The 25,683-nt window shown below is 31.4% G+C and carries 22 protein-coding genes; 4 read left to right on the forward strand and 18 right to left on the reverse strand.

Annotated features, from left to right (window positions below; genetic code table 11):
* Window positions 1-50: 50 nt before the first annotated feature.
* Window positions 51-1,061: a sensor histidine kinase gene (locus tag EYR00_RS15150; protein ID WP_003535659.1), complete on the reverse strand. Its 1,011-nt coding sequence runs from the start codon at window positions 1,059-1,061 to the stop codon at window positions 51-53.
* Window positions 1,058-1,717, reverse strand: a complete 660-nt coding sequence (locus EYR00_RS15155) for a response regulator transcription factor (protein WP_008792589.1) — start codon at window positions 1,715-1,717, stop codon at window positions 1,058-1,060. Before EYR00_RS15155 ends, EYR00_RS15150 begins: the two co-directional genes overlap by 4 nt.
* Before the next feature lie 374 nt (window positions 1,718-2,091).
* On the opposite strand from EYR00_RS15155, the gene EYR00_RS15160 reads away from it, so the two are divergent.
* Window positions 2,092-4,962, forward strand: a complete 2,871-nt coding sequence (locus EYR00_RS15160) for an MBL fold metallo-hydrolase (RefSeq protein WP_003535656.1) — start codon at window positions 2,092-2,094, stop codon at window positions 4,960-4,962.
* A gap of 160 nt (window positions 4,963-5,122) precedes the next feature.
* Here EYR00_RS15160 and EYR00_RS15165 read toward each other — a convergent pair whose 3' ends face one another.
* From EYR00_RS15165 to EYR00_RS15185, 5 genes are all read right to left on the reverse strand, one after another.
* Window positions 5,123-5,299, reverse strand: coding sequence for a hypothetical protein (locus EYR00_RS15165; protein WP_003535655.1), 177 nt, complete (start codon window positions 5,297-5,299; stop codon window positions 5,123-5,125).
* A 2-nt stretch (window positions 5,300-5,301) separates the two neighbouring features.
* On the reverse strand, window positions 5,302-7,056 hold the full coding sequence (locus EYR00_RS15170) for a hypothetical protein (protein WP_003535654.1): 1,755 nt from the start codon (window positions 7,054-7,056) through the stop codon (window positions 5,302-5,304).
* A gap of 11 nt (window positions 7,057-7,067) precedes the next feature.
* A complete protein-coding gene (gene mgtE, locus EYR00_RS15175; RefSeq protein WP_003535653.1) occupies window positions 7,068-8,411 on the reverse strand; it encodes a magnesium transporter in 1,344 nt (447 codons plus the stop codon).
* 306 nt (window positions 8,412-8,717) lie between these two features.
* Window positions 8,718-10,193 carry a sialate O-acetylesterase gene (locus EYR00_RS15180; RefSeq protein ID WP_003535652.1) on the reverse strand — a complete coding sequence of 492 codons (1,476 nt, stop codon included), beginning with the start codon at window positions 10,191-10,193 and terminating at the stop codon, window positions 8,718-8,720.
* Window positions 10,174-11,583 carry a PTS sugar transporter subunit IIC gene (locus EYR00_RS15185; protein WP_008792586.1) on the reverse strand — a complete coding sequence of 470 codons (1,410 nt, stop codon included), beginning with the start codon at window positions 11,581-11,583 and terminating at the stop codon, window positions 10,174-10,176. The genes EYR00_RS15180 and EYR00_RS15185 overlap by 20 nt, the downstream gene beginning before the upstream one ends.
* Before the next feature lie 189 nt (window positions 11,584-11,772).
* On the opposite strand from EYR00_RS15185, the gene EYR00_RS15190 reads away from it, so the two are divergent.
* Window positions 11,773-12,540: a MurR/RpiR family transcriptional regulator gene (locus EYR00_RS15190; RefSeq protein WP_003535649.1), complete on the forward strand. Its 768-nt coding sequence runs from the start codon at window positions 11,773-11,775 to the stop codon at window positions 12,538-12,540.
* A 35-nt stretch (window positions 12,541-12,575) separates the two neighbouring features.
* Here EYR00_RS15190 and EYR00_RS15195 read toward each other — a convergent pair whose 3' ends face one another.
* On the reverse strand, window positions 12,576-15,110 hold the full coding sequence (locus EYR00_RS15195) for a bifunctional diguanylate cyclase/phosphodiesterase (RefSeq protein WP_003535648.1): 2,535 nt from the start codon (window positions 15,108-15,110) through the stop codon (window positions 12,576-12,578).
* 231 nt (window positions 15,111-15,341) lie between these two features.
* Between EYR00_RS15195 and EYR00_RS15200 the strand changes: the two genes are divergently transcribed.
* Together EYR00_RS15200 and EYR00_RS15205 are read left to right on the forward strand one after the other, a co-directional pair.
* On the forward strand, window positions 15,342-15,713 hold the full coding sequence (locus tag EYR00_RS15200) for a nuclear transport factor 2-like protein (protein WP_003535647.1): 372 nt from the start codon (window positions 15,342-15,344) through the stop codon (window positions 15,711-15,713).
* Between the two features lie 21 nt (window positions 15,714-15,734).
* Window positions 15,735-16,703 carry an HD domain-containing protein gene (locus tag EYR00_RS15205; protein WP_003535646.1) on the forward strand — a complete coding sequence of 323 codons (969 nt, stop codon included), beginning with the start codon at window positions 15,735-15,737 and terminating at the stop codon, window positions 16,701-16,703.
* 47 nt (window positions 16,704-16,750) lie between these two features.
* On the opposite strand, the gene EYR00_RS15210 is transcribed toward EYR00_RS15205, so the two are convergent.
* The 10 genes from EYR00_RS15210 to EYR00_RS15255 all read right to left on the reverse strand — a co-directional run bounded on the left by EYR00_RS15210 (window position 16,751) and on the right by EYR00_RS15255 (window position 25,643).
* Window positions 16,751-17,611, reverse strand: coding sequence for a YitT family protein (locus tag EYR00_RS15210; protein WP_003535645.1), 861 nt, complete (start codon window positions 17,609-17,611; stop codon window positions 16,751-16,753).
* On the reverse strand, window positions 17,608-18,342 hold the full coding sequence (locus EYR00_RS15215; RefSeq protein ID WP_003535639.1) for a copper homeostasis protein CutC: 735 nt from the start codon (window positions 18,340-18,342) through the stop codon (window positions 17,608-17,610). The genes EYR00_RS15210 and EYR00_RS15215 overlap by 4 nt, the downstream gene beginning before the upstream one ends.
* Before the next feature lie 15 nt (window positions 18,343-18,357).
* A complete protein-coding gene (locus EYR00_RS15220; protein WP_003535636.1) occupies window positions 18,358-19,458 on the reverse strand; it encodes a Sapep family Mn(2+)-dependent dipeptidase in 1,101 nt (366 codons plus the stop codon).
* Window position 19,459: 1 nt separating this feature from the next.
* Window positions 19,460-20,416, reverse strand: a complete 957-nt coding sequence (locus tag EYR00_RS15225) for a glycosylasparaginase (protein ID WP_003535635.1) — start codon at window positions 20,414-20,416, stop codon at window positions 19,460-19,462.
* A gap of 58 nt (window positions 20,417-20,474) precedes the next feature.
* Complete coding sequence (locus EYR00_RS15230; RefSeq protein ID WP_003535633.1) at window positions 20,475-20,996, reverse strand: GrdB-related putative oxidoreductase; 522 nt, start codon at window positions 20,994-20,996, stop codon at window positions 20,475-20,477.
* 11 nt (window positions 20,997-21,007) lie between these two features.
* Window positions 21,008-22,375, reverse strand: coding sequence for a PTS sugar transporter subunit IIC (locus EYR00_RS15235; protein WP_003535632.1), 1,368 nt, complete (start codon window positions 22,373-22,375; stop codon window positions 21,008-21,010).
* A 16-nt stretch (window positions 22,376-22,391) separates the two neighbouring features.
* Entirely contained in the window at window positions 22,392-22,712 is a 321-nt protein-coding gene (locus EYR00_RS15240) for a PTS sugar transporter subunit IIB (RefSeq protein ID WP_003535631.1), read from the reverse strand.
* A gap of 24 nt (window positions 22,713-22,736) precedes the next feature.
* The gene (locus EYR00_RS15245; protein WP_003535630.1) at window positions 22,737-23,060 is read right to left on the reverse strand and encodes a PTS sugar transporter subunit IIA; all 324 of its coding nucleotides are present in this window, start codon (window positions 23,058-23,060) and stop codon (window positions 22,737-22,739) included.
* 86 nt (window positions 23,061-23,146) lie between these two features.
* Complete coding sequence (locus EYR00_RS15250; protein WP_003535629.1) at window positions 23,147-23,725, reverse strand: RDD family protein; 579 nt, start codon at window positions 23,723-23,725, stop codon at window positions 23,147-23,149.
* A gap of 10 nt (window positions 23,726-23,735) precedes the next feature.
* On the reverse strand, window positions 23,736-25,643 hold the full coding sequence (locus tag EYR00_RS15255; protein WP_003535628.1) for a BglG family transcription antiterminator: 1,908 nt from the start codon (window positions 25,641-25,643) through the stop codon (window positions 23,736-23,738).
* Window positions 25,644-25,683: the final 40 nt, after the last annotated feature.

Raw genomic sequence — 25,683 nt, forward strand, 5'->3', positions numbered from 1 at the left:
AATTAAATTATAGAAAAAAGGCGGTCTTGGTAACATCGAAATAACTTACATCACCTTACAACCTTGTAATATTGCTCATCATTAAAAGAAATTGTTACTTTCGTATACTCACTATATTTAGATTCAATTATAATCTTATGACCTAATTTATCACATAATCGCTTAACAATATATAAGCCCATCCCCGTAGAACTAGAAACAAGACGCCCGTTTTCACCAGTAAATGATTTTTCAAATACTCTCGTTAGATCACTAGTCTTGATTCCCAGACCATTATCAATTATTTCTAAAGCAATATTATTCCTTCTAATCACATTAAAAGCTATTTTACACTTATCTGTACGCCGATATTTAATACTATTACTAACAATTTGATTAATAATAAATTCTAGCCACTTGCTATCGCTTAAAACAGAACAATTAACTTGACCGATTTCGATCTTAATATTTTGATACAATAAACTATCTTGGTTCTTCTTAATAACATTTCTAATAATTGTTCCTAATTCACATTGTTTAATCAAATAATCTTTCTCACTACTATCTTGTCGGGCATAATATAAAACTTGTTCTACATAATTTTCAATTCGACTAACTTGATCCTTTAGTTTTCTTTCATTATGTTCATGATTATGAATCATCAACTTTACACTAGAAATTGGTAATTTAACTTCATGAATCCATAATTCAATATATTCTTTAAAATTCTTAAGATTATCTTGATAAGTCTCAATCTCCTCATACATTGACTTATCAATCTCATACAATGCCTCATATAAAATCTTTCCTTCTAGAAAATCAGGCTGAGCAATCAATTCTGTAATTAAACATTTTTTATCTAATTGATTTAATTTAATGCGAAAATTATTATAGAAAGCATGTTTTTGATAATAATCATATCCAATAAGCAAACCACTAAATAAAAGCATAACTAAAACAATAGCATAAATTAATGCATTTGAAACTTTAAACATCAATAAGAAGAATAGCACGCTCACAATCATAATTATTAATAAAACTAGATAGGCCAGTCTATCTAGTAAGTATTCTTTTATTCTCATATTAACATATACCCCTGATCTCTCCTTGTTTCAATCACATCAAAAAGGCCAATCTTTTCAAGTCTTTTTCTTAGTCTAGTCATATTAACTGTCAAAGTATTATCATCAATAAATTTATCCGTACCCCATAGATAATTCATAATATCATCACGAGTTACGATTTTCCCTTGATTCATAAGAAGATAATAAAAAATTCCCATCTCATTTTTAGATAACAATAATTCCTGATCATCTTTTTCTAACGTACTTTTCATCAAATTAACCCTAATATTTTGATAAGTCAGTTTTGGTTCAGCTTTATGGAGTCGCTTAAAAACAGCTTCAATATGCAGTAATAAAATCGTTGGATTATATGGTTTAGTAATATAATCATCAGCACCATAGCTTAATGCAAGAATTTCATCGATCTCACTATCTTTACTTGTAACCATAATAACTGGAATAGTTGATTTTTCTCTTAATTTTTTTAATAGCTGCTGTCCATTCAAAAATGGAATCTTAATATCTAATAGAATCAAATCTGGATCTATTACTAAAATCTCTTCTAACGCATTTTTAAAATCTTTTAGAATGATTCCTTGGTAACCATTATTATCTAATAAAACTTTTAATTCTTCTCGTAATTCTAAATCATCTTCAATAATTAATATTTTCATAACGATCTCCTCTTTTTTATTATACACAATTATTTTTTATTACATAGTTATCTTACAAAGATGTAAGTTATTATTATCTCATTTTTTAGTTAGAAAAATTCGCTACGATAATTTTAAAACAAAAAAAGACATAGGATAAATCCTATGTCTCAATCATATAATTACTAAATATCGTTATTAGTGTAGAATTTCTATTTAACAGTTTTAATTTATAAATAAGTAAGTTATTTAATGATTATATCATATTTAATTGTATAAATATCAATCAAATTATGATATTAGGTATCAAATTATGATACTTACCATCAGTTTTTGTAATCGCTTTCATAAAGCCGCTGTGATAAAATATTTATAATGAAGGAGGGAAAAAAGAAATGTTTAAGAAAAAATTTTTTATTGGTTCCCTAAGCCTGATGTTCGCATTAAGTGGTATTGGTGCGGTACAGGCCGAAGGAGACCAAGGATCCAAATCAACAGCATCTAAAGTAGTAGAACTTGATCCAAATGGAAATGCATTTTTAACAGATCTTACTGATGATGGATATGCTGAATTAGGAAGGTACAAAGTAGAGAAAATCAAGGATAATATTTATCACTGGGATGAGGGAACAAAAAAACTTCCTGGTGGTGCAACAGATGAGAGCGGCGTAACAAATAACCCATCATCTATGTATTTTGTACTAGAAGAAGACGGTGTATTATTAGTTGATTTAGGAAATGGCTCTGAAAACGATGAAGATATTCAAAATGCAAAAACAATCGTAAATTCAATGACAGGAAATAAGCCGTTATCAATTATTATTACTCATAGTCATGGTGATCATACTGGCTTTGGACGATCAGAAACAGTATTCGCAGACGTTGACGTTGAAAAAGTATATATCAGTGAACCTGATTATGCTGCTGCCGCGGAAGCAATCACTCAATTTGATAGTAAAATCACAAAAGTTAATCATGGTGATACTGTTAACATTTATGGTGCCCCATATGTATTCAATGTTGTCAGTGCTCATACCGAAGGCTCTCTTATGATTACAGATACCACTCATGGAGCATTATTTACTGGTGATACATTTGGCAGTGGATTTATTTGGGCACTTTTTGAAACAAATGGTGGAAACCCAATTGCTGCTTTAAACGAAGGATGTGCTTTAGCTAGAACTATTTTAAATGAAAATCCTTCTCTATCTATTTTAGCTGGTCATCGCTGGCAACAATTTTGGGAAGACAATGCCCAAAGACCTAACGAAATGTCAATTCAATATTTCAACGATATGGCACAAGTTATTAGCGGTCTATTAGATGGTACAACTATTTCACAACCTTATCCAGAAGTTGCCTGGGCGCCTGATGCAATTGAGCTTTCAAGCAATGGTGCAAAGGCTAAAATAGATACATTACCAAAGTACGTTGAAGCTTACAAGGCCTCAGTTAATGAAATGAGCGAAGCCTATGTTTACAGTGGTAGCGATAAATTAAGTATTGAATCAGTCAATGCTGCCGCTGCTGCAACTTTCGTTGTTTATCCTGATGGAAATTTAACAGATGAAGAAGCACAAAAATATATTAATGAATCAGGAATAAAAGATATTGTTGATCGGGCGGCAAGCAAAGTTTATGTTGCTAGACCTGCTAATGGCATTTCTTTTACTGATGATGATGTTATAGGTTTTGAAACGATCGTAGGTAAAATTGGTGTTTCAAATAACTTTAAATTAATTGGGATTGGTGATGGAGCAACTTTCATTAATCAAAACTTAACATCTTATATGAACTTTGTATCTGGACTTGCTTTAATTAATCCAGCTCAAGGGCAAGAAGTTAAAGTATCTGTTCCTACTTACTTAGTAACTGATGATCAAGCTGTTATCAATAGTTATGTAAAAGCAAATAATGCTGGTAAGGTAAAAGATGGATATTATGAAAACCCAGAAAGTCATTATGAAATCGTTGTTGTTAATAGCGATACAAAAACAAGTGCTGCTGATGCAACAAAAGATGCATGGAATACTGTTTTAGAAAAATTTGGAAGAATTGGTAACTATAGTGAAGTCTATAAACAAACAGCAACTTGGTACTCTAGACCATTACTTTCTGGTGATAAAGAAGCTGATCAAGCAAGAAAATACCAATATTTTGATTCTGTTGATGCAATCGATAATATTGAGCGTCATGTAGTTACTCAAGATTTAGATAAAGATGGTACTGATTCATTATGGTATGAATATATTCCTGAACAATCTAAAGATGCTCAACCAGGAAGTGTCCCAGTAGTTATTCTATTCCACGGTAATACAAATGATCCTAGAACTCAATATGATACTTCAGGATGGGCACAAATAGCAAGTGAAGAAGGTGTAATCTTAATTTGTCCTGAGTGGCAAGGTCATACATATCAAGGATATACATACGATCCAATGACTGATGATTCTAATGAAACTCCTGATTCAGATGTTATTACAATGTTAAAGATCATTGAAGAGAAATATCCACAGATCGATCAATCAAGAATTTATATTTCTGGATTATCTGCCGGAAGTAGAAATACAACAAATGCCGGTCTATCAGATGCTAAATACTTTGCTGCTGGAGCTGGTCATTCCGGGCCATTCGGTGCAAGTGACTTAAATAAAGAAGCTGTTGCTGCTAATAAAGATAAATATGATATGCCAATTATTTTCTTCACTGGTGATGGTGATGAATATTGTAAAGATGCATTTGATACAACAGAATTAAATGCAGGATTACAAGTAGCTCAACTTTATCAAGAATTAAATGATATGGAAGTTACTCAAGTTGAAGACATCAAAGATGAAGATGCATATCTATATGGTGTTCCTTGGACAAAACGCTATACAATTGAGCCAACCGCTGAAAATATTGCTAAAATCGATGTTGGTGCAATTGAAAATGCCAAAGGTGTAGAAATCAGCATGGCTCGTATTTATGGTTGGGGACATTGGAACTATACTCCAGATGCTAAATTAATGTGGGAATTTATGAGTAAATATGCTCGTGATTTAGAAACTGGTGAAACAATTCGTTTGGATCTACAAGAGCCAGATACTCCTACTGATAATCCTAGTGATACTCCTAACGATACTGAAAAACCAGCAACTCAACCATCAACATCTACAAGTGTTAAAACTGGTGATTCAACAATGATTGCACCATTTGTTATTGTTGCAAGTTTATCATTATTTGCATTAGTAACTGTTATTAAAAAAAGCAAAGCAATAAGATAATCACATACAGTTTTAAATAATTATAGAAATAAAAAAAGCAAAGGTTTATTAAAAACCTTTGTTTTTTTATCCCTAATTGACTACAAAAACATATTAAACAGACAGCTATCTTCTTTAATAATAAAAAGCAACTGCACTAATTACAGCAATTGCTTATAATTTACTTACCTTTATTCATTACTTTATTAAATAATTTTTCAGTTTCTTCAAATTGTTTTAAGATTGCATCATTACTTGGTTTCTTTACTTTTACTGCATTTTTTTCATCAACTAAAATTTGTAAATTCTTATCAATATTTTTTAATAACACAATCATCTCATCTAACTTTTCTTCCATCTCTATCCTCCTATATCTCCCCATCGATTTCCTAAATATTTTTTACCATCAATTCGATAAAGAAAATCTGTTGTTTGTGAAGTATCTGTCGCAATCACTGGCTCTAGCATGGTTAATCCAACATTGACACTACAATCATCACCAACTCGGGCTGCCAAATAATAATTACCAACTTTTCTAATTCGATAGTAATAAGTATTTTTAACTTTACCAATATCTTCAACATCTTGGCGATCATTTGTTGCAACACCAAATTCCTCAAGACTGCCAGACATTATAGTAATCCCTAGAATTTGTGTATCTATTTTCTTATCAGTATTATTTATAATTGTGAATTGTTTTGCCACCTCTAAAACAATTTCATTATAATCACTACTGTCAGCTTTTATTTTAACAAAATCTTCATTTGATTCAAAGGCTGTAATATTAATACTATCCATCTTTTTTATCAACTTTTCACCATTACTTACTTTAATCTCATCACTAACTACATGGTCTGTTTCAGTTTGTGCATCTATTTTATTTTCAGACTTATTATTTGGTTGTGGTCTTACCTTTTCATCATCTGAATCTTTTAAAATATACAAGTTTTGTTTACCATCATTAAGATTAGAAATAACCAATTCCCAAGAACGACGATATTCGTCATCATCATAACCTTTAAAATAATTAAAAATTAAACACTTTTTCACTTCATTATCTTTATATATTTCGAGAATATAACCATTAACCAGCTTTAGTTTATCATAATCATAAACCGCTCCATTGTAATCTATAATAGCTAGTTTACCATCATTAAAAGTTATATGCAAAGCTCCGTGAGTAAAAGTTTTCCCATTATAATAAGCAAAGATCTGCTCTTTTGAATTATTATTTTTTACATCTCGATGGACAATATACTGTCCTGATATATTCGTTCCTTGATACACAATTACTTTTTCATAATTGGTTAAATCTGCAACTTTATAACTATCTAAATTATTAATCGTTTTATCTAAAATTCCATATTCTGCGATAATATCTTTATAAATATTTAACTCACGTTCTTTCATGATACAAGCAAACTTCCCATAATAATCATGGTATGTTTTTATTTTAACAGACTGTCCCCATACAATAAATCCTACAATAATTACAATTATAATGATCACTGTTGCTTTTTTATTTTTTAACCGGTTATATACAAATAGTGCTAGCAAAATACTTATTAATTTCAAAACTCGAACAACTATGCCAAGACTATTAATAATCTCATAGTTATAGTTTAAGCAAGAAATTATTCCAAAAATTAAAACAAATAAATTATAAAAGAAATATATCCCTAAACCATAAATAATTAAAAGTGAAACTCTTTCAAAATTAATAAGACGACCATTATATTCAATCATTGTAACGCCTTGTTCTTGAAGTTTATCGAGCAAAACTTCATGGTATTTTGTTACAATATTAGCAAAACCATAATTCATTTCAATTCTATTATTATCATAAATAACTTTTTTTATCTCGCGATACTCCAAGGTTCCCAAATGATCAACTAACCCTTGTTCACCAATTTCAACATTGCGACAAATTTGTCCTTTTTTATTAAGAATAATAATTACAATAAAAACCACGATCGCAACAATCAAACATGTCATATAATTAAAAATATGTTTAAACCAAATCAATGCAAAAGCTGCTCCAAACAGCATCATAATAATGAAAAATAGACTAATTATGATTTTAGCAATATTCTTTTTCACATATTTTACTTCCATACTTAATTACCTCAAATTAAATATGGCAAAAATACTGTTGCCAATCCTAAGAAAAAGAAAAATCCCAATACATCAGTTACAGTTGTGACGAAAACTCCGCTTGCTAGAGCTGGATCAATATGAAATTTTTCCAAAATAACCGGAATAAAATAACCCGCAATATTTGCTAAAATCATATTTAAAAACATGGCTAATCCCGTTACTAAACCAAAAACTGGATTTCCTTCAAATAACATTGAGCCTAACGCAACTATAATTCCTATTATCACACCACTGCAAAAACCAACAGCTACTTCTTTTAACATGATCCAGGTTGCATTCTCTTTACTCATTTCACCTAATGAAAGCCCTCGTACAACGATTGTTAAAGACTGAGTTCCTGCATTACCGCCCATTCCTGTAACTATTGGCATAACAGTTGCAAGTGTAACTACTTGAGCAATCGTTCCTTCAAAAAAGCTAACCACGGAAGCCGCCATTACTGCCGTAAATAAATTAACAATCAACCAGGGAATCCGACTCTTGACCGATTCTCCAACAGATGAATCTAGTCTTTCTTCAGAATTTACTCCCCCTAATAAATTAATATCTTCTGTACTTTCTTCTTGAATAATATCAATAATATCGTCAAACTCGATAACTCCTAATAAATGGTCCATTTCATCAACTACCGGCATCATGATAAATCCATATTTTTGAAATTTTTTTGCTACTTCTTCCTGATCTTCATTATATAATACAGTTTTTACATTTGTATTAGTAATATCCAGCATAGCTGTATCAAACGAGCTAGTAACAATATCTCGTAAAGATACAACACCCTTTAAAATATTTTGTGGATCAACTACATAAAGATAATAAGTTGTATCTTCTTCGGTGTTTTCTTGAAGAAATTTTAAAGTTTTTTCAACGGTATTGCGCGCACGAATACTAATATATTCCGTCGTCATGATCCCACCGGCCGTATCAGGATCAAACGTTAACAGTCGCTCAACATCTTCTTTATCTTCTTTGTCCATCTTATCTAAGATAGCCTGTTTTTCATCTTCTTCAAGTTCACCGATCAAATCAGTGATTTCATCATTAGACATTTCATCTAAGATTTCTTTTTGTTTAGCATCTGAAAATAATTTCAGTAAATCATACTGGTCATCTTCATCATCTTCCTCTTCAATAATGCTGGCAACAACATCATTAGGAAGATTGTCCATTAATGCTTTAATACTATCCTCGTCTTCATGAAGAATATCTAAAATATCAGCCGGATGAATATTAGTTATTACTTTTTTTATTGTTTCTGGCGTTCCATTTAAAAGAATATCCTTCAGCTCATCGCTGGTAATTGTATCGATCATAAGTTTCCTCCTTTATTGGGGATTAGATACCTGATCTTAGTGGTAAATGATCCTCTAGACTATCGCAACACTGGGGTACAGGCTCGACTTTCATTTTTTACCACCTTCTTTCTCCAAGTCATTTTAACACAATTATGCGATTATAGGGGACTTTTTGAATAAAATTAAATAGTAATTTAAGATTCTGAAATTCTTTTTCTTTTTGCTGAACTAAAAAGAAAAAGAGCCGATTGTAGTGACCGCCTAAAGTTACCCTAACTTTTTAGGACACTACAAATATCATTGCTCTTAAATAAAAATGACAGATTATTTAGTTAATTGTATTTTAAAAGGTGCAATAGGTAAATTATTTTCTCCAAAAATGCTTATCTTACAATAATTTTGATATCCATAACTAATTGTTCTAACTTGGGCAGGTCGCTCAACCAGCAGTTTATTTTCTTTAATTATCCCAACTGTCTCAACTTGATGATCTGGTAATTCTAAAATAAAATTATTAATACCTCTACTGTGTAATTTTTGATCAAACTCAATTATAATTTTAGAATTATTTTCAATATTTATTATCTTCGGAGAATGCCCATTAAATTGATTATCATAAAAAAGTTCTTTGATTCGCCAAAAAATACGATGACCGACTGTTTTTTTATTTTGGGGATGGATATTAAATTCTTCCCCGCAATTCATTGTTACAACTAAATAGCAAGCAGGTACTTCTCTACAAACCTGCTGCTGGGCATCTCTTAAAATAGGCCAGTTATCATTCTTATCATCATCATATTCAGGTAATTGCACAATAATAAAGGGAATTTGAGCTTTCATATCTTCACGCCAATTTTCAATCACCAGTTGTAGCAATTGATGATATAAATAAGCATTTTTAGTATCCTCTTCCCCTTGATACCAAATAACTGCCTTACCACTATATTGACAGATTTTTTTAAACATCGTGTAATATAGTCCTGCTGGACGACAAAAATCTTTTTTCCCCCGCGGTCCCGGCCATGGTGTATGTCCAACATCTTTTTTTAACTGGCTCATATTACGTTCTGGATAAGTTTGCTGATATAATGCCACTTTTTGCTGGTACTGCTTAACACGCTCTTTATATTTAGCTATTTCTAAATCTTCTTGTGCTTCTGTTTGATTCATGATTGCTTGATAATATTCATCATAGTATACTTTTTTGATTTCTTGATTTTTTTGAAGATATGTTTCATTTATCCAGCAAGAACCTGATGTACCACCTTTATTAACTGCAATTAATCCGATTGGGATGTCTATATCATGACGCAAATAATAAGCAAGATAATAACCGATTGCTGAAAAATCATTAATCGTTTGATTATCACATATTTGCCAGCCTTGATTTCTAATGGGCGGTATTTTGATATTTTCATCCTCATATTCAATTTGTGGAACTTCATAATACCTTAAATATCGATCATAGCATACTTCCTGATCAACTTTTACTGAATCACAATCTTTAAATTTAAATTCAATATTAGATTGACCTGCTAAAAAATAAACATCTCCAATTAAAATATTTGATAACGTAATAGTTTCTAATCCAGTTGAAACTATTAATGTTTCATCCGTACTTATTTCTAGCGCCGGCAGCGTAATCAACCAATTATTATTTATTATTGTTGTTGTTGCGGTTTGTCCTTGAATAGTAATAGTTACTTGTTGATTTGTTTCACCGGTTCCAAAAATATTTATTTCTTTGCCATGTTGCAAAACCATTCTCGATGTAAAGATTTCAGCTAATCTTAGTTTCATTTTTTCTGCCTCTTAATAAACTTACTCTTTTTGTCTCCACCGCTTCTAATTTCTCGGTTTCAGTCATTTTATCTAATTCCATTTTATCAGCTATTTTAACAAATGGGTAATATATTGCCATTGATATAACTAGATTTATTAGTTGCACTAACCCGCCTGCAATTGTTCCAGTAAACAAAATTCCCGAAATAATCGGTGGTACTGTCCAAGGAACATTATTACATACTACTGGGATAAAACCAATCTTAGTAAAAAATACCGCAATATAGAAACACAATGGTTGCACAATAATAAAGGGAATAAAATAGATTGGATTTAAAATGATTGGTAATCCAAATGTAATCGGTTCACTAATATTAAAAATTGCTGGAGCTAAAGCCACTTTGGTAATCTTTTTATTTTGTTTTAGTTTTGAGAAAAATAATATCGATAATACTGGTGCTAAAGCAAATGTTCCCGCTGCAATAGTTGAATAATTCATAAACATCGTTGTATATAAATGTTTAGCAACACCTAAAACATTTTCGTTTCCAGCAATATCCCAGGTCATTCCAAAAATTGCTCCCCAAATAGCAGTTGGATGAATTCCCAGCCACTGGAATAATGGCCATGTAATTTGGGAAACTAGAGCAAACGCTGCGGTTTTAGATATTGCTAAAGCTGGTGCTTGAAGCGTTGTTAAAATAAACTCCGGTAATGATTCACCAGCAAAAGTATTACTAATAACGGTTGCAATAATAAAGACAAATAATGTCAACATCCCCGGCACTAAAGATTCAAAACTCTGAGCTACAGCTGGAGGTACCGAATCCGGCATCTTTATTGAAATATTTAACTTAGATAATTTATTAAATATAAATGTAGCACTACCTGCAACAATCAGTCCAAAAAAGATTCCTTGTTGACCTAAAAAATTCGAATTAATAATTCCATTAATATCGACCTCGATTCCCTTAGCACTTGTATAATTAAAATCCCAAGGCAAACAAATAAAAAATGCTGCTAAAGCATACATCACTGAAACCATATGCTCACGATTATCACTAAAATATTTTCTTGAGACATTATATGAAAAAATCACCACAATCAACAGAGCGTTGATCGACATAGCCCCTTTACTAAAAAAATTAAAAATATTTTGTCCTTGTACTAGCATTTGAGCAAATCCTGATGCTAAGAACTCTTTCTCACTTCCAAAGATCATCTCCCCTAGACCAAGTCCAGATGAACCAAAAATAATCCCATTGGGGTCAATAAATACAGAACTGATCATAATTGCAAATCCAGCAATTAATGTCAGTGAAGCAACCAATACAAAAGAATCCCTCAATACATTTAAAAAGCGATTTCCTGATACTTTACAGATCAGTGCAGTAAATTTATCTTTCATTTTTCTCTCCTTTTTTGTTTTAGACATCTCCGGATAATGTCCAAAAGCCCTCTTATGTAAAAGCGTTTACATTGCAATTATATCACCGTTGAGAAATTTATCAATATTATTTTTTGTTATGGGAATTTTCTCTATTGTAATTAATTTGGTTTATCGATATAATTATAAATAAGAAAAAGAGGTATTAATATGGACTTTAAAAAAACAGTTGCCATTCATTATACTGAGTTTACACCTAGTGAACGTAAAATTTGTGCTCGTATCTTAGAAGATCCTCAAATCGTTAATAACTCCATTGTTGTTTTAGGCGACCTTTGTGAAACTTCTAAGTCTGCAATCCTACGTTTCTATCAAAAGCTTGGATACCGTGGATACTCAGAATTCAAATATTCTGTTGAAGAAAGTTTTAAAAATAACGATGAAAAAAAACTCAGCAACGAATCATTACTGAGTCAGATTTCTCAAGAATACAGTAATACGATTTTAGAACTTGGTGCTCTAGATTATGATCATCAACTAAAAGAACTAGCATCATTGATTGACAAATATCCACATGTCTTATCAATTGGGATCAACAATACCTATTTTGCTGCTAGTCAGTTAGAATATTCTTTATACTCTCATAATCGCTTTATTCAAAGTGTACGCGAGGATATTCAGCTTACCTATCTAATTAACTCTATTAATCAAGATTATCTTTGTATTATCTATAGTGTTTCTGGTTCTACTTATACTTATGAAAACTTTATTAAAGAAGCTTCTGCTAAAGGTGCAAAAATAGTTTTAATCACGATTGATGGTAATTCTGAATTATTACCTCTAGTTGATTTAGCATTTGTTTTACCTTCGATTTCCTTACCAATTAGCAGTATCGATTCTATTATTCAAATTGATAATCGTATTATGTTATATTATTTTTCTGAAATTATCTCCTATTACTATGGATTAAATACGTAAAATTAAAAATGCTATGATAACATAGCATTTTTAATTTATATCAACTTATTCGTAATTTCTTCTTCACTTTGAGGACGTCCAAACAAGAATCCTTGAATATAATCTAATTCCATCGGTTCAACAACATTAAATTCCTCTTCTGTTTCAATTCCTTCCAACAATACCTCAATATCAACATCGTGGCAAATTTGAGCAATAAAACGAATAAAAGTTTTATCAAATTTACTAATCTTAATATCACGTACAAACGTTTGATCAATCTTGACAATATCAGCAGGAACAGTCTTTAAAATTTCCAATGAGGCATACCCCGTTCCAAAATCATCCATTGCAATTTTAAATCCCAATTCGCGAAGCTGCTCAAAAATTGTTCTTAGTAAATCCATGTTCCTAACCATATAGCTCTCTGTTAATTCTAAGACAATATTTTTAGGTGCCAGCTTTTCTTTTTTCAGAACCTTTTTTACATCTTTCACAAAATCACTATTTAACATCTGAAGCGCAGATACATTAATACTAACAGAAAATTCAGGATCATATACGACCCACTTCGAACAAGCCTGAATTGCTTTCTTTATAACCCATAGACCAACTGGGATAATTAGCCCGCTCTCTTCAAGAATGGGAATAAATTCAACTGGTGATACTTTTCCTAATTCTTGACACTGCCATCTTAACAATGCCTCAACTCCTTTGATTTGTTTACTACTCACCTCAACTTGGGGCTGATAATTTAACTCGAAGCCACGATAATCATCACTTACACTTTCACGAATATATTTTAAAATTTCTAATGAACGCATCTTATGCTCAAGGATGTAGTTTGAAAAGAAAGTTAATTTATTTTTTCCATTATCCTTGGCATATTGTAATGAATAATCAGCATATTTATTTAGTTCATTATATGTTAACCCATCTTTAGGATAAATTGCACATCCAGCTGAAATTTGAATCGGACATTTATAACGTTTTAATAGTTGTTCATGCAATAATTGTTTCTGTATCTCATTATATAATTTAGTAATTTCCAATTCGGTACTATTTTCAATCAACAGCCCCATTTGATCGCTATCCAATTTATAAATACTAGTATTACCTGGCAAAACTGCCTGAGTCAATTGGGCTACTGTTTTAATAATAAAATCCCCAAATGAACGGTCATATATTTCGTTAATATTTTTAAAGTCATCAATATCAATAACCATAATTCCAAGATTATCGATTGCTTTATCTTTAGTCTTAAGCTCAAAAGCTTTCGCAAATTCTTGACGATTATATAAATGAGTTAGGGGATCAATTTTATTTTGACGGTCTAACTGTGTCATTATTCCAGCAAATAAATTAGGCTCACCAAATTCATCGCGCATTAACTGTCCACGACATTTTAACCAAATATACTCACCATCACTATTCATCGCTCGAAATTCAACAGAATGATAATCCATCTTATTTTCGCCAATTGCCATATTTGATTTATAAAAACGTTCCCAATCTTGGGGATGTACGATTGCCTTCCAAAATGGTAAAGGATGGTCAATAATTTCTCCTGGTAAATTAAAAACTTTTACTTGGGCTGGTGAATATCTAAAAATACCTGTCTTCATATTACATATGTAAATAAAATCATCGGTACTTTTGATCAAAGCTTCATAAAGTTGTGTTGGATCATATTGAAAACAAGCTACATTAGTAGATCCTACTGAAACATCTTCCAACTCTGCTAACTGAGTTCGACGATATCGCAACTTTTCCTGATACATTTGTTCATCTGCTCTAGTTATCACATCATTAACAGTCAATTTATTAGTTGGTAAAACTGTATACATTCCAAAAGCATATGAAAATCCGTAAGGCTTATTGTATAAAGCTTGCAGCTTTTGTATATTTTTTTGATTCTCAATTAAAAATTTAGCACTATCCTTAGTATTTTTATGCCCAAAAACTAGAACAAATTCATCTCCACCTAATCTAAAGATAAGATCTTCCTTATCAAGATCCTGCTTTACTGCATAAGCAATTTGTTTTAATAAAAAATCTCCTTCTTGATGACCAAAAGAATCATTTACTCTTTTTAAATTATTTATATCTAATAAAGCAATTGTAAAGCTTTCTTTAGCTTTTTTCTTTTTCACCATAAACTCGAGCAGTTTTTCTTTTCCAGCACGACGATTTAATAATCCACATAAGTCATCAATACTAGCCTGGTGACTTAGGATTTCAGAATCAGTAATATCGATTGACTGTTGCATGTGAACAATTTTACCATTTTCCCATTTAATTAAACTATCATAGTTTTCAAAAATACGATTAGTAAGATCACTATTTTCACGCCAGCTAATCGACTGATATAAATTATTAATTTGTTTTAATTTGATAAGTGGACAAAATGGACATGGTCCGCTTTGATTCTTTTGAAGTGTTTTCCAACATATTTTACCTTCTGGATCTTTCAAATTATAAGTTTCTTTCATCTTATTATTCATAAAAATTATTTCATTTGTTTGAATATCTGTAAGATATAAATTAATTTGCATATTATCTACCAGCTGCTTAAAATCATCAAAACCCATTGTTAACACTCCTTTACTCCAAATTTCAACTATCTTTATTATACCATACTAACAATTACTAAAGGTAAAAACTATTTTTAAATTATAAAAAACATTAGTTATCATTAAATATAAAACTTTATCCCCAAAAACTTTGAAGATATTTGCTTTGGACTTAGATAAGAAAATGACGAGTATCACAAATAATGCTATACTTTAAGTACTATTAATAATTTAGAAAGGATAATTTTTATGAAAGAAGATCTAATAATTGAATGGTTTCAATCATGGTTTGATTCCCATTGGAATAATTTTGAAGTGATTTTTGAATCCGATGCTTATTATAGTGAATCTTGGGGTCCTGAATACAAAGGAATCATTGAAATAAAAAAATGGTTCAATGACTGGCACGAACACTTTAAATTAGATAAGTGGGAAATTAAACAATTTATTCACACTAATAAACATTCTATTGTTGAATGGCACTTTAGTTGTATTGACTTAGATGGCGTTCATGAATTTGATGGTATATCTTTGATTGAATGGAGTCCTAATAGTCTTATAAAATCATTAAAAGAATTTGGATCATCACTTCCTAAATATGATCCCTTTGAGCAACTATAATTAACACAGGGAGAGATAATAATGTTTTATAAAATATATCATGATACGATTCCACCGTATCTTTTAGAAATCATGAACACAAATATCTTTACTCGCCTCAAAGATATTGGAATGAATTGTGGAATGGAATATACACAGTTTCAAACATTTAAAAATAGTTTTGGAGTTTCAAGATATGATCATAGTATTGGCGTTTCTTTAATAACTTATCATTTTACTCATGATAAGCATGCTACTGTTGCAGCTCTATTACATGATATAGCCACCCCTGTATTCGCTCATGTTATTGACTTCTTGAATAATGATTATGAAAAACAAGAGTCTACTGAAGCTGAAACAAAAAAGATGATTTTTAATAGTCGTGAATTACAAAAAATTTTTCTTAAATACGAGATAGATATTAATCTAATCTATGATTATCATAAATATCCAATTGCCGATAATGAAAGTCCTAAATTATCAGCTGATCGATTAGAATATACTCTTGCAAACGCATATTATTATAATTTTTTATCAGTCGAACAAATTAAGTCAATTTATTACGATTTAATAATTAATGATAAAAAAGATGAAATTATCTTTAAAAGTAAAGATAAAGCAATAATGTTGACAAAAGTAATGTTTCAATGCAGTCGTGTTTACACCTCTGATGAAAATCGATATTGTATGGAATATTTAGCTAATCTATTAAAAACTGCGTTGACAAAAAAGCTTATCACACAAGATGATTTATATACTAATGAAAGTTCTGTCATTAAAAACATCTGCAAAGACAAAGAATTAAGCGATAAATGGGAAGCTTTTTGTCATTTTCATCAAGTTGATATTAGTCATAATAAAAAAGCAGGTTATTATAAAATAAATGCTAAACATCGCTACTTTAATCCTATGATTGGAAATCAGCGAATCATCAACCAGTCTCCCAAATTTAAAAGTGAACTAAACAGTTTTTTAGGAGATCATTTTGATCGTTATGTTAAAGTTACTTAAAATAAGTTATTCTCAAAAAAACAACTGCTAAATAAAGCAGTTGTTTTTTATTCAATTGGGCGTTGATAAAAACCGCCAAAGAAATTTTCCGTAGGAATAACATTAATTATCGCCTTTTCATCAGATTCATGCATTAATTGAACAATATCTTGAACCTCATAAGCAGATACAACCGTATGAAGTAAACTCATTGGATTTTTACTATAACCACCATAACCATTAACAACTGAAACACCATGACGATAATCTTTAACATATCTTTCAATTATCTGTTCCGGGTGGGTTGTTGTAATCTGCAATGTTACCCGCTTATACCTTTGGTAAAATGATGAGATTGTTTTGGTTGAAATAAACTGGAAGACAATTGAATAGCCTGCATATATCCAGCCAAACATATAACCAAAGATACAAAGAATCAAGGCATTGAAAATAAAAACATACTCCCAGATGGATTTACCCATTTTATTAGAAACATATAAAGCAATAAAATCGGTACCAGCTGATGAAGTATTCCCTCTTAATGCAATTACTGTCGACATCCCATAAACAAATCCACCAAAAAAAACATTTAAAATAACATCATTAAATAACGGTGGGAATGTACAAATCCTTAATAAAAAGCTTGTTAAAAAAACTTGGCACAAAGAAGAAATAACAAATTTCTTTCCAATACTTTTAAAACATAAGATTGCTACTGGTACATTTAAAACAATCAGTCCTAAAGAAGTAGAAAAATTAAAGCCATATAATGAAGTAATTCGATCAATTAAAATTGCTACACCAGTAAAACCACTAGATAACAGATTAGCTGGTTCTACAAAAACTTTGATAGCGTATGTTTGCAAAAAAGAAGATGCAATTACTGCTACAATCGTTATTAGATATCGAAACCAGAGTTTGTTTTTCATAATCCTAATTTCACTAATTTTTCAACTAATTCCTTACTAACCATGTCAAAATCATCTTTATGCTCTGCCGGTCCATAGCAATAGTTTACAAATTCTCCACTTGTAGTTGGATCATTTTGCCAATCTTTACATGAAGAATGAATTTGAGCGATTCCTGTATATTCCATGATTGCTTGTCCGTTTGTACTGTTAATTCCACTTCCAGCTAATATTTCTATTTTATCGCCATACTTTGTTTGTAATTTTTTGATTAAATCTTTACCATCAGCGGCTTTAGCTCGTAGTCCGCTCGTAAGCAAGCGATCAATGCCTAAATTAATTAATATCTCAATACTGGCATATGGGTCTTTTACACAATCATAAGCACGGTGGAAAACCGCTTCTTTTTGATAAGACTTTATTAGTGAAACCATTTCCTTGGTTCTTTCAATATCAATTTCATTATTTTTTAATAAAAATCCAAAGGCTATACCATCGGCTCCATTTTCTAATAGATCCTTAGCTTCTATCATCATCTGTTTAAATTCAATATCTGTATAACAAAATCCCGCTCCACGTGGTCGAACCATGCAGATTACCTTTAAGTTTGTAGTATTTTTTGTCAATTTTAATGAACCAATGCTAGGTGTTAGACCACCTAAATGTAAGGCACTATTCAACTCAATTCTTTTTGCTCCACCATAATATGCATTTAGAGCATCTTCATAACTTCCACAACATATTTCAATCACTCTGCATCCCTACTTTCATTTTGCTAGATTATATAAACTTAAGGCGTAAATCTTAGCATTTGTAATAATATCTTCAATTGTCATCCATTCATTAGGTTGGTGACCAATTCCTTTTTGACCAGGAAATGATGGTCCAAAAGGAACAATATTAGGCATCAACTTAGCATATGTCCCACCGGTTGTAGTAACTGGTGTTCCATCATCTCCAGTTACCTTTTCATAAGTATGGACTAATGTCTTTACTAATTTACATTTTAGCGGGAATTTTACAGGATCATAATTTCCCACTAAATTAACTTCAAAATTGCTAACTACCATCTTTATATTATTGACTATTGTTTCCACTGTGACACTCGCTGGATAACTAACACTAAATTGAATACTTGGATCTCCGTCTAATTCTAATTGATAATTTCGAACTTCTAATAATCCAAATTCTTGATCTTGAAAATCAATATTAAACCTTTCACCATTATTTTTAGCATTTAAAATATAATTATTGACCAAATCAAAGAATTCTTTTAATCTATCCTTTTTCCCGCATATTTTAATTATAGCCCGTCCACGCTCACCATAAACAACAGGATATTTACAATCTGGTGTAAATCCCATTAACGGCGGTCTTTCTTTACTTAAATAATATTTTAAATCTTCAAAACCAGATTCTTCATCACAACCAAAGATAATTCTAATCTCATGAGCTAATTCAAGTTTTAATTCTTTAAGTGCATAAAGAGCAAATAGACATGATAAGATTGGTCCTTTATTATCTAAAATTCCCCGACTATAAATCACCCCATCTTCTACATACCCACTAAACGGAGGCTGTTTCCAGCCTGTCCCAACTGGAACAACATCTAAATGACCAATAGCACAAATATAATCTTTACTTTCACCATAACTTGCATATCCGATATAATTATCAATATTTGTTGTTACAAATCCCAACGAAGCAGCTAAATCCAAAGCAGCATCTAAAGCTGCTTTGACCCCTGAGCCAAATGGAGCATTTTCTAAAGGAGCTGTTTCAACACTATCGATTTTTACAATTTCAATAATACTTTTAATCATTTGTTCAGCAATATCATCAACTTTTTTTAAAATTATATCTTCCATCTTATTTTTCTTCTAAAGGGGCTGTTCTTGTAGCCATATAATTATCTAACCATTCTTGACTAGCTACCGTATGTATACATTTTCCATCTTTATTTTCTGTCAAATAAACAATTGGTTCTTGGTCAGCAGTAGCAACAGCAAATGAAAATCCTTCAATATTTGTAGCAACACCCCATTCTCCTTTATTATTCATTGCTACCAAAGACATATCACCTGCTTGACCACGGCGTTCTTTTAATTCTAAATCAAACATATTAACCGCTTTTTCACAAGCAGCCTGAGGATGCATTCCATCTTTCATTAAACGAACAATTTCATAAGCTACGCACCCTTTCATAACATCCTCTCCTAAGCCAGTTGCACTTGCACCACCGACTTTACTATCAACATAGAAGCCCGATCCAGAAATCGGTGAATCTCCGACCCGACCAGCTTTTTTCATAAATAAGCCACTTGTAGAAGTAGCCGAAGTCATTTTACCATGAGTATCTAAACATACCATTCCAACCGTATCATGTCCTGAATAGGGTTTAATTTCCAATGCTTGAACTTCTTTTACACGATTACGATAGTGAATTTTAGCACGATCAGTCAACATATTCTTTCTTTCAAAACCTTCTTTATGAGCAAATTTTTCAGCGCCTTCACCAACTAACAAATTGTTCACTTTTTCTTTTGATAATCGTCTTGCAATACTTACTGGATTTGCATAATCTTTGATTGCCGCTACCGCACCAATATCTAATGTATCACCATCCATAAAAGCCGCATCTAATTCAACTTCCATTTCTTCGTTTGGCAACCCGCCATATCCAACTGACTTATAGTACGGAAAGTCCTCTACCTCTCTAACCGCTATTTCGATTGCGTCACCAGCGTCACCACCTTCTGCTAAAACTTGACTTGCTTTACTGATTCCTTCTACGGCCATTCGCCATGTTGCAATAATACCCCACATCTAAGAGTTCCTCCTTTATTTTTTGATAAAAGGATGCGTTATCCGCATCCTTTTTAGTTTAGAAACAATACTTTGAAGTAATCGGATTTAGATCTTCATGATCAACTAATGCTTTCGCTAATTTGCACATTCCATCTAATGATTCATTTAAGCCAATCCCACCTTTTTTTGGTGTTTCAATAATATGAATTTTATCTTTAAATTCATTAATCGTTTCTTCATTTTCTTTTGACATTGCTGCAAATGCAGGAATATCTGTTGTCTGATTAATATCATAGGCAATATTAGCTGCCATCTTGCCATAACCTAAATAGTTAAATGCTGGTCCACACATTACTACATCAGGTTTTAACTTATTAACCATCGCGCATAGTTTACGACTAACTTCTTCAGGATTTGCTTCATAATACCCATCACCACAATATAAACATGCCATCACGCGTCCGTCAACTGTTTTTAAATATTGTTCCATCATAATTGCTGGTCCAACCGGTTCTTTTTTAGCTCCTAAAGGAATCATATGGTCATCTTTGATTCCTGCACCAGATTGAATTTGATCATAAATCATAATTACTTTCATAAAATTGCCTCCTATAAATCATCAAATGATAAGTCATCTAATGAAAAATCGTCTTCTTCTGCTTCATGAACTGCATTAGCTTCGTCGTTAATATATTGCTTATCCATAATTTTAATAAACGGCATGTAAATAAAGATTCCTAATACTAGTAAGACTGCTTGCAAAATAGCACCAACCCAGTTAGTTGCCAAAAATCCAGAAATAATTACTGGGGTTGTCCATGGAATATTAATCCCTGAGCAAATCGGTACTAACCCCGCAGACATCGCAAGATAAGAAATAATAATATTGATTGTTGGCACCAAAATAAACGGAATAATCATTGTTGGATTTAACACGATTGGTAACCCAAATACGATTGGTTCATTGATTCCAAAAATCCCTGGTACTAATGATAATTTTCCTAATTCTGTAATTCGTTTAGATTTACAGAATAATAACATTGCAATAATCAATGATAATGTTGAACCACAACCCCCGAAAGTTGCAAATAAATCTTGGAATTGTTGACAAATAATATGTCCTTCACCAACACCCGTTTTAAAGAATTCAATATTTTCTACTGACAATGTTTGTAAGATTGGATTAAATACAGCACCAACTACTGAACCCCCATTTACTCCGAAGAACCAGAATAAATGCAAGAAGATATAAGCAATAATCATCGCTCCTAAAGTATCTCCTAAATTAAGTAATGGTGTTTGTAAGAATTCAAATATAATTTGAAACACATTTGTCCCTAAAAAACCAAATAATAAGTTAATTGCAAAGAAGAAAGTCATTACAACAGTTGCTGGAATTAAAGCCGCAAACGATTGTACGACAGTAGGCGGTACTCCTGCCGGCATTTTAATTACCCAGCCTTTTTTCTCAACCCATGAATAAATATGCACAGCTACAAATGCACAGATAATTCCAACAAAAATACCTTTTGCCCCAACCCATCCAGTTGGGATACCTGTTAAAGATATTGGTATTTCTTTACCTGCCATTTCTACAGTTCCTTCTACCGTATAAGGCATGATCAAGAACCATCCCATGATAGCTACCGCTGCTCCAAATATTTTATCAGTCTTCATCTGACGAGCAAATGAATAAGCAATCCCTACTACAGCAAAGACTGCCATAATAGTAAAGGTTGCTCCTGATGGCTTTTCAATAAAAGCAGCTAATGTCTCCCCTGTATTTGAATTAATGACTACTGAACTTAACCATTCTGTCCATGCAGGAATTGGAAAATTTGCAATCAGTAAGAAAATTGAACCGGCAATCAATAATGGTGTTGATACTAAGAACCCATCACGAATCGATACTAAATATTTATTACGGCCAATAGCTTCGGCTAAAGGCATTAATATTTTTTCAAGTTTTTTAATCATTCTTTTACCCTCCTTTTTATTTATTTGCTTTTATCAGTCTAATCGCTGATTTAAGAACTTTTTCACCATTCATCATGCCATAATCACCTTGATCGATTACAGCTATAGGAATTCCTTGGCTACCAAATTGTTCTACCGTTTCCTCATACATGTATTTCACTTGTGGTCCTAATAAAATACAGTCCGGACGATCCTCTGAGATAATCTCCTCTAATTTATTGTGGGGAAAGGCAGCAACTTTAATAGGTAAATTATGTTGATTAGCAACATCCTGCATATTACTTGCCAACATACTTGTTGACATTCCCGCACTACAAAATAGATAAACTTTTTTCATTTCTTTGTCCTCCCTTTGTTATTGTTAATATTTTTCTAATGCTTTGACCCGTTCATTTAAACGAATAATTTCTAAAGCCATGACCTTAATTGTTTCAGCTGACATTAATTGATCTTCGGCATGCATTAACAGAATACTTGGTACAACATGATTTCCACTAGCTTCTTGTTGAATCAATTCACTATGGGCTAAGTGTCCACCGTTAAAAGATTCTTCACCTTCCTTGATTTTTGCTCTAGCTACATCAAATTCACCATTAGCAGCAACCTTCATTGCTTCGATAAAACTTGATTTAGCCATTCCTACAGCTGATATAATTTTAAAACTCACTAACTCTAAACCATCCATTTTTTATCCTCCAATACCCTTACAATCAACATTATAAGTAATTAATTTTTTTATTGTTGCTAGTCATCTTTCCTAGACTTAGGAAATTATTTACATAGCACTACTTTAGTATTTCCTAAATAATCATGCAAAGTACGATGTTCTCCTTTAAATAAATAAAGTAAAATACTGATTCCACTAATTACAAATCCTGCATACATCAAAGGTGTAACAAAATTTGTTTGGGTAATAATCGTAACCAGTTCATGCCAGATTGCACTTGCAGTATATAAAACACCCTCAATTACAATAACTCCCAATAATTGTCTTAATAGCATATTTTTTATTGTTACTTGCTCATTATTCACTTTAACAATTTTGATTTTACAAATTTTCTTGCCGAGCGTTTGCCCCGGATAAATATAAGCTGGAACAATTACAAAGTAAAAAATTGCAAATAAAACAGCTAAAATTCCTGCAATGATCCCATATGGCTGTTTAAATTCAACAATGTTTTGATTTAACATTGTATTCGTTAACTTTTGTGAAATAATCGCAATCGGAATCGCAGTACATAAAGCCCCGACATACCAGTCAATTAAATAGCTTATAAATCGTTTTACTAATGGAGCATCTTCATACCTTATTTTTCTTTCTTTTTTCGCTTTTACTACTTTAGTTGCCATCTTTCTCTCCTTACATTATTACTTGTTCCATAAATTCTTGATGTTCCCGAACTTCTAACAGTTGGGTGAATTTATTTGAATCACTGACAATACTACTCAACCAGTCAAAAAAGATTTTCAATAAATGATTATCTGTTTCTCTGATTGCAAGAAGAATAATCAATTTCACTTCAAAACCACCCCAAATCACCGGTTTATCTAAAATTAAAGTTGATATACATGATTCATTTGCTGATACTTCAATTGAATGTGGTACCGCAAATCCATTTACAAAAGAAGTTGCAGAAACTGCTTCACGCCTAAAAACATCTTCTTTATAGCTTTGTGTTGCTAACCCTTTTTCAATCAGTTCATCACATAAATAATCAATGATTTCCTTAGGATTATTCATAGTATTTTTTACATGAAATAAATCTTCACGCATCAATTCTTTGATCAATGAAACAAAATCATCATGATAGCGATGCTTATCTAAAATATTTAGTGTCTGAAATACTTTACTTTCATCTTCATAATTAATAAATAAAGTTACTTGGACTGTTGGGATATTTAAATTATGTTTTAGTGGTACTGTTGTAATAATCAAATCCGGTTCTTCTTCCTTAACCATCGATTCTTCAAAAAAGCCATAGCTTTGAACAATCATCATTCGTTCTTCAAAACGAATTTTTAACTTGTCCCGACACATCTTTGATAGCATCTGATTATTAGGAATGATCATAATCGCACGATAGCGTTTTAAAGAATTGACCCGATCGTACGCTGCTCCTAAATGCAAAGCTAAAAACGCTAATTCATTTTCATTAATATTAACCTCACAAGTTTCAGCTAATACCTCGCCTGCACGCACTGCCATTTCAAATACTAAAGGATACTTACGTTTAATTTCTTGAAGATAGACATTAGTTACTTGAACATTATTTTTTTGACGCTCTAACAATGATTGTAAGTGCATTGCTAAACCCACTTTTAAATCCTTATCTTTTGAAAAATCAATATCAAAATATTCCTTAACTTCAACAATTACTGCTTCAACTAAATGTTCAACATCGACTGCCAGCTTTTCTTTGATAATATCCTTACGATAATCATTTGCCCTTTTTCCCATTAATAATAAAGCAAATAAAATTACTTCATCAGTAACAAGTTCAATATTGATCATCGTACTAACCTGTGTAAAGAAGTCATATGAAATCTGATATTCTCGACTGCTTTCTAATTTTTCACTAATTGTTTGATTCTTAATATAGTTATGATTAATGATCCGCTCAATCGCCACTCCGGCATGAATCATGATCATTGGAAAAGTCATCTCATGAATCTGATAATCATATTTTTCACAAATTTCTTCTAGTATATCTTTCACTTCTAATAGATCAAAACTATTCCATAATCCTGCAATTGAATTTAAATTCATAAAATTCCCTTGTGTCTCTGCCGTCAATAACTGTTTGTATAACTTTCGCTTATCTGTTTCATTTCCTTCTAAACTAATATAATTTTTAGATCTAACTAGTTTTAAACTAGGGTAATCATTAATCATTTTACGGATCTTTTTTATATCATTATCAATTGAATAACCACTTACAAAAACCTGATCCTGCAAGGCAATCAAATTAATTTCATGACTTTTAAACAAAAGTTCTTGAATAATATATATACAACGTTCTTGGGAAGTTTGTGGGATTATATCTTTAGTTTCAATATCCTGCTTATGCAATAATGTCTCATCTAAACGATATCCTAGACGTTTATTAGCCTGAATCAGTATACAATCATAATAATTATTAATATTCTCTATATCTGAACGAATTGTTCGGTCAGATACATTTAGAACTTTTGCGATTTCTTTACCAGTAATCCATTTTCCATAATCATTTAAAAGATCAATAATATTTGTTTGGCGTTTGTTTAGCATTTCTTTATCAGCTCCTTTTATAATATATCACGCATTCATT

Source organism: Thomasclavelia ramosa DSM 1402, from assembly GCF_014131695.1.
Taxonomy (GTDB): domain Bacteria; phylum Bacillota_I; class Bacilli_A; order Erysipelotrichales; family Coprobacillaceae; genus Thomasclavelia; species Thomasclavelia ramosa.

Bases quoted from the DNA above. Each gene is read 5' to 3' on its own strand.
- EYR00_RS15150 (WP_003535659.1), bottom strand. From the start codon at position 1,061: ATGAGAATAAAAGAATACTTACTAGATAGACTGGCCTATCTAGTTTTA.
- EYR00_RS15155 (WP_008792589.1), bottom strand. From the start codon at position 1,717: ATGAAAATATTAATTATTGAAGATGATTTAGAATTACGAGAAGAATTA.
- EYR00_RS15160 (WP_003535656.1), top strand. From the start codon at position 2,092: ATGTTTAAGAAAAAATTTTTTATTGGTTCCCTAAGCCTGATGTTCGCA.
- EYR00_RS15165 (WP_003535655.1), bottom strand. From the start codon at position 5,299: ATGGAAGAAAAGTTAGATGAGATGATTGTGTTATTAAAAAATATTGAT.
- EYR00_RS15170 (WP_003535654.1), bottom strand. From the start codon at position 7,056: ATGGAAGTAAAATATGTGAAAAAGAATATTGCTAAAATCATAATTAGT.
- mgtE (WP_003535653.1), bottom strand. From the start codon at position 8,411: ATGATCGATACAATTACCAGCGATGAGCTGAAGGATATTCTTTTAAAT.
- EYR00_RS15180 (WP_003535652.1), bottom strand. From the start codon at position 10,193: ATGAAACTAAGATTAGCTGAAATCTTTACATCGAGAATGGTTTTGCAA.
- EYR00_RS15185 (WP_008792586.1), bottom strand. From the start codon at position 11,583: ATGAAAGATAAATTTACTGCACTGATCTGTAAAGTATCAGGAAATCGC.
- EYR00_RS15190 (WP_003535649.1), top strand. From the start codon at position 11,773: ATGGACTTTAAAAAAACAGTTGCCATTCATTATACTGAGTTTACACCT.
- EYR00_RS15195 (WP_003535648.1), bottom strand. From the start codon at position 15,110: ATGGGTTTTGATGATTTTAAGCAGCTGGTAGATAATATGCAAATTAAT.
- EYR00_RS15200 (WP_003535647.1), top strand. From the start codon at position 15,342: ATGAAAGAAGATCTAATAATTGAATGGTTTCAATCATGGTTTGATTCC.
- EYR00_RS15205 (WP_003535646.1), top strand. From the start codon at position 15,735: ATGTTTTATAAAATATATCATGATACGATTCCACCGTATCTTTTAGAA.
- EYR00_RS15210 (WP_003535645.1), bottom strand. From the start codon at position 17,611: ATGAAAAACAAACTCTGGTTTCGATATCTAATAACGATTGTAGCAGTA.
- EYR00_RS15220 (WP_003535636.1), bottom strand. From the start codon at position 19,458: ATGGAAGATATAATTTTAAAAAAAGTTGATGATATTGCTGAACAAATG.
- EYR00_RS15225 (WP_003535635.1), bottom strand. From the start codon at position 20,416: ATGTGGGGTATTATTGCAACATGGCGAATGGCCGTAGAAGGAATCAGT.
- EYR00_RS15230 (WP_003535633.1), bottom strand. From the start codon at position 20,996: ATGAAAGTAATTATGATTTATGATCAAATTCAATCTGGTGCAGGAATC.
- EYR00_RS15235 (WP_003535632.1), bottom strand. From the start codon at position 22,375: ATGATTAAAAAACTTGAAAAAATATTAATGCCTTTAGCCGAAGCTATT.
- EYR00_RS15240 (WP_003535631.1), bottom strand. From the start codon at position 22,712: ATGAAAAAAGTTTATCTATTTTGTAGTGCGGGAATGTCAACAAGTATG.
- EYR00_RS15245 (WP_003535630.1), bottom strand. From the start codon at position 23,060: ATGGATGGTTTAGAGTTAGTGAGTTTTAAAATTATATCAGCTGTAGGA.
- EYR00_RS15250 (WP_003535629.1), bottom strand. From the start codon at position 23,725: ATGGCAACTAAAGTAGTAAAAGCGAAAAAAGAAAGAAAAATAAGGTAT.
- EYR00_RS15255 (WP_003535628.1), bottom strand. From the start codon at position 25,643: ATGCTAAACAAACGCCAAACAAATATTATTGATCTTTTAAATGATTAT.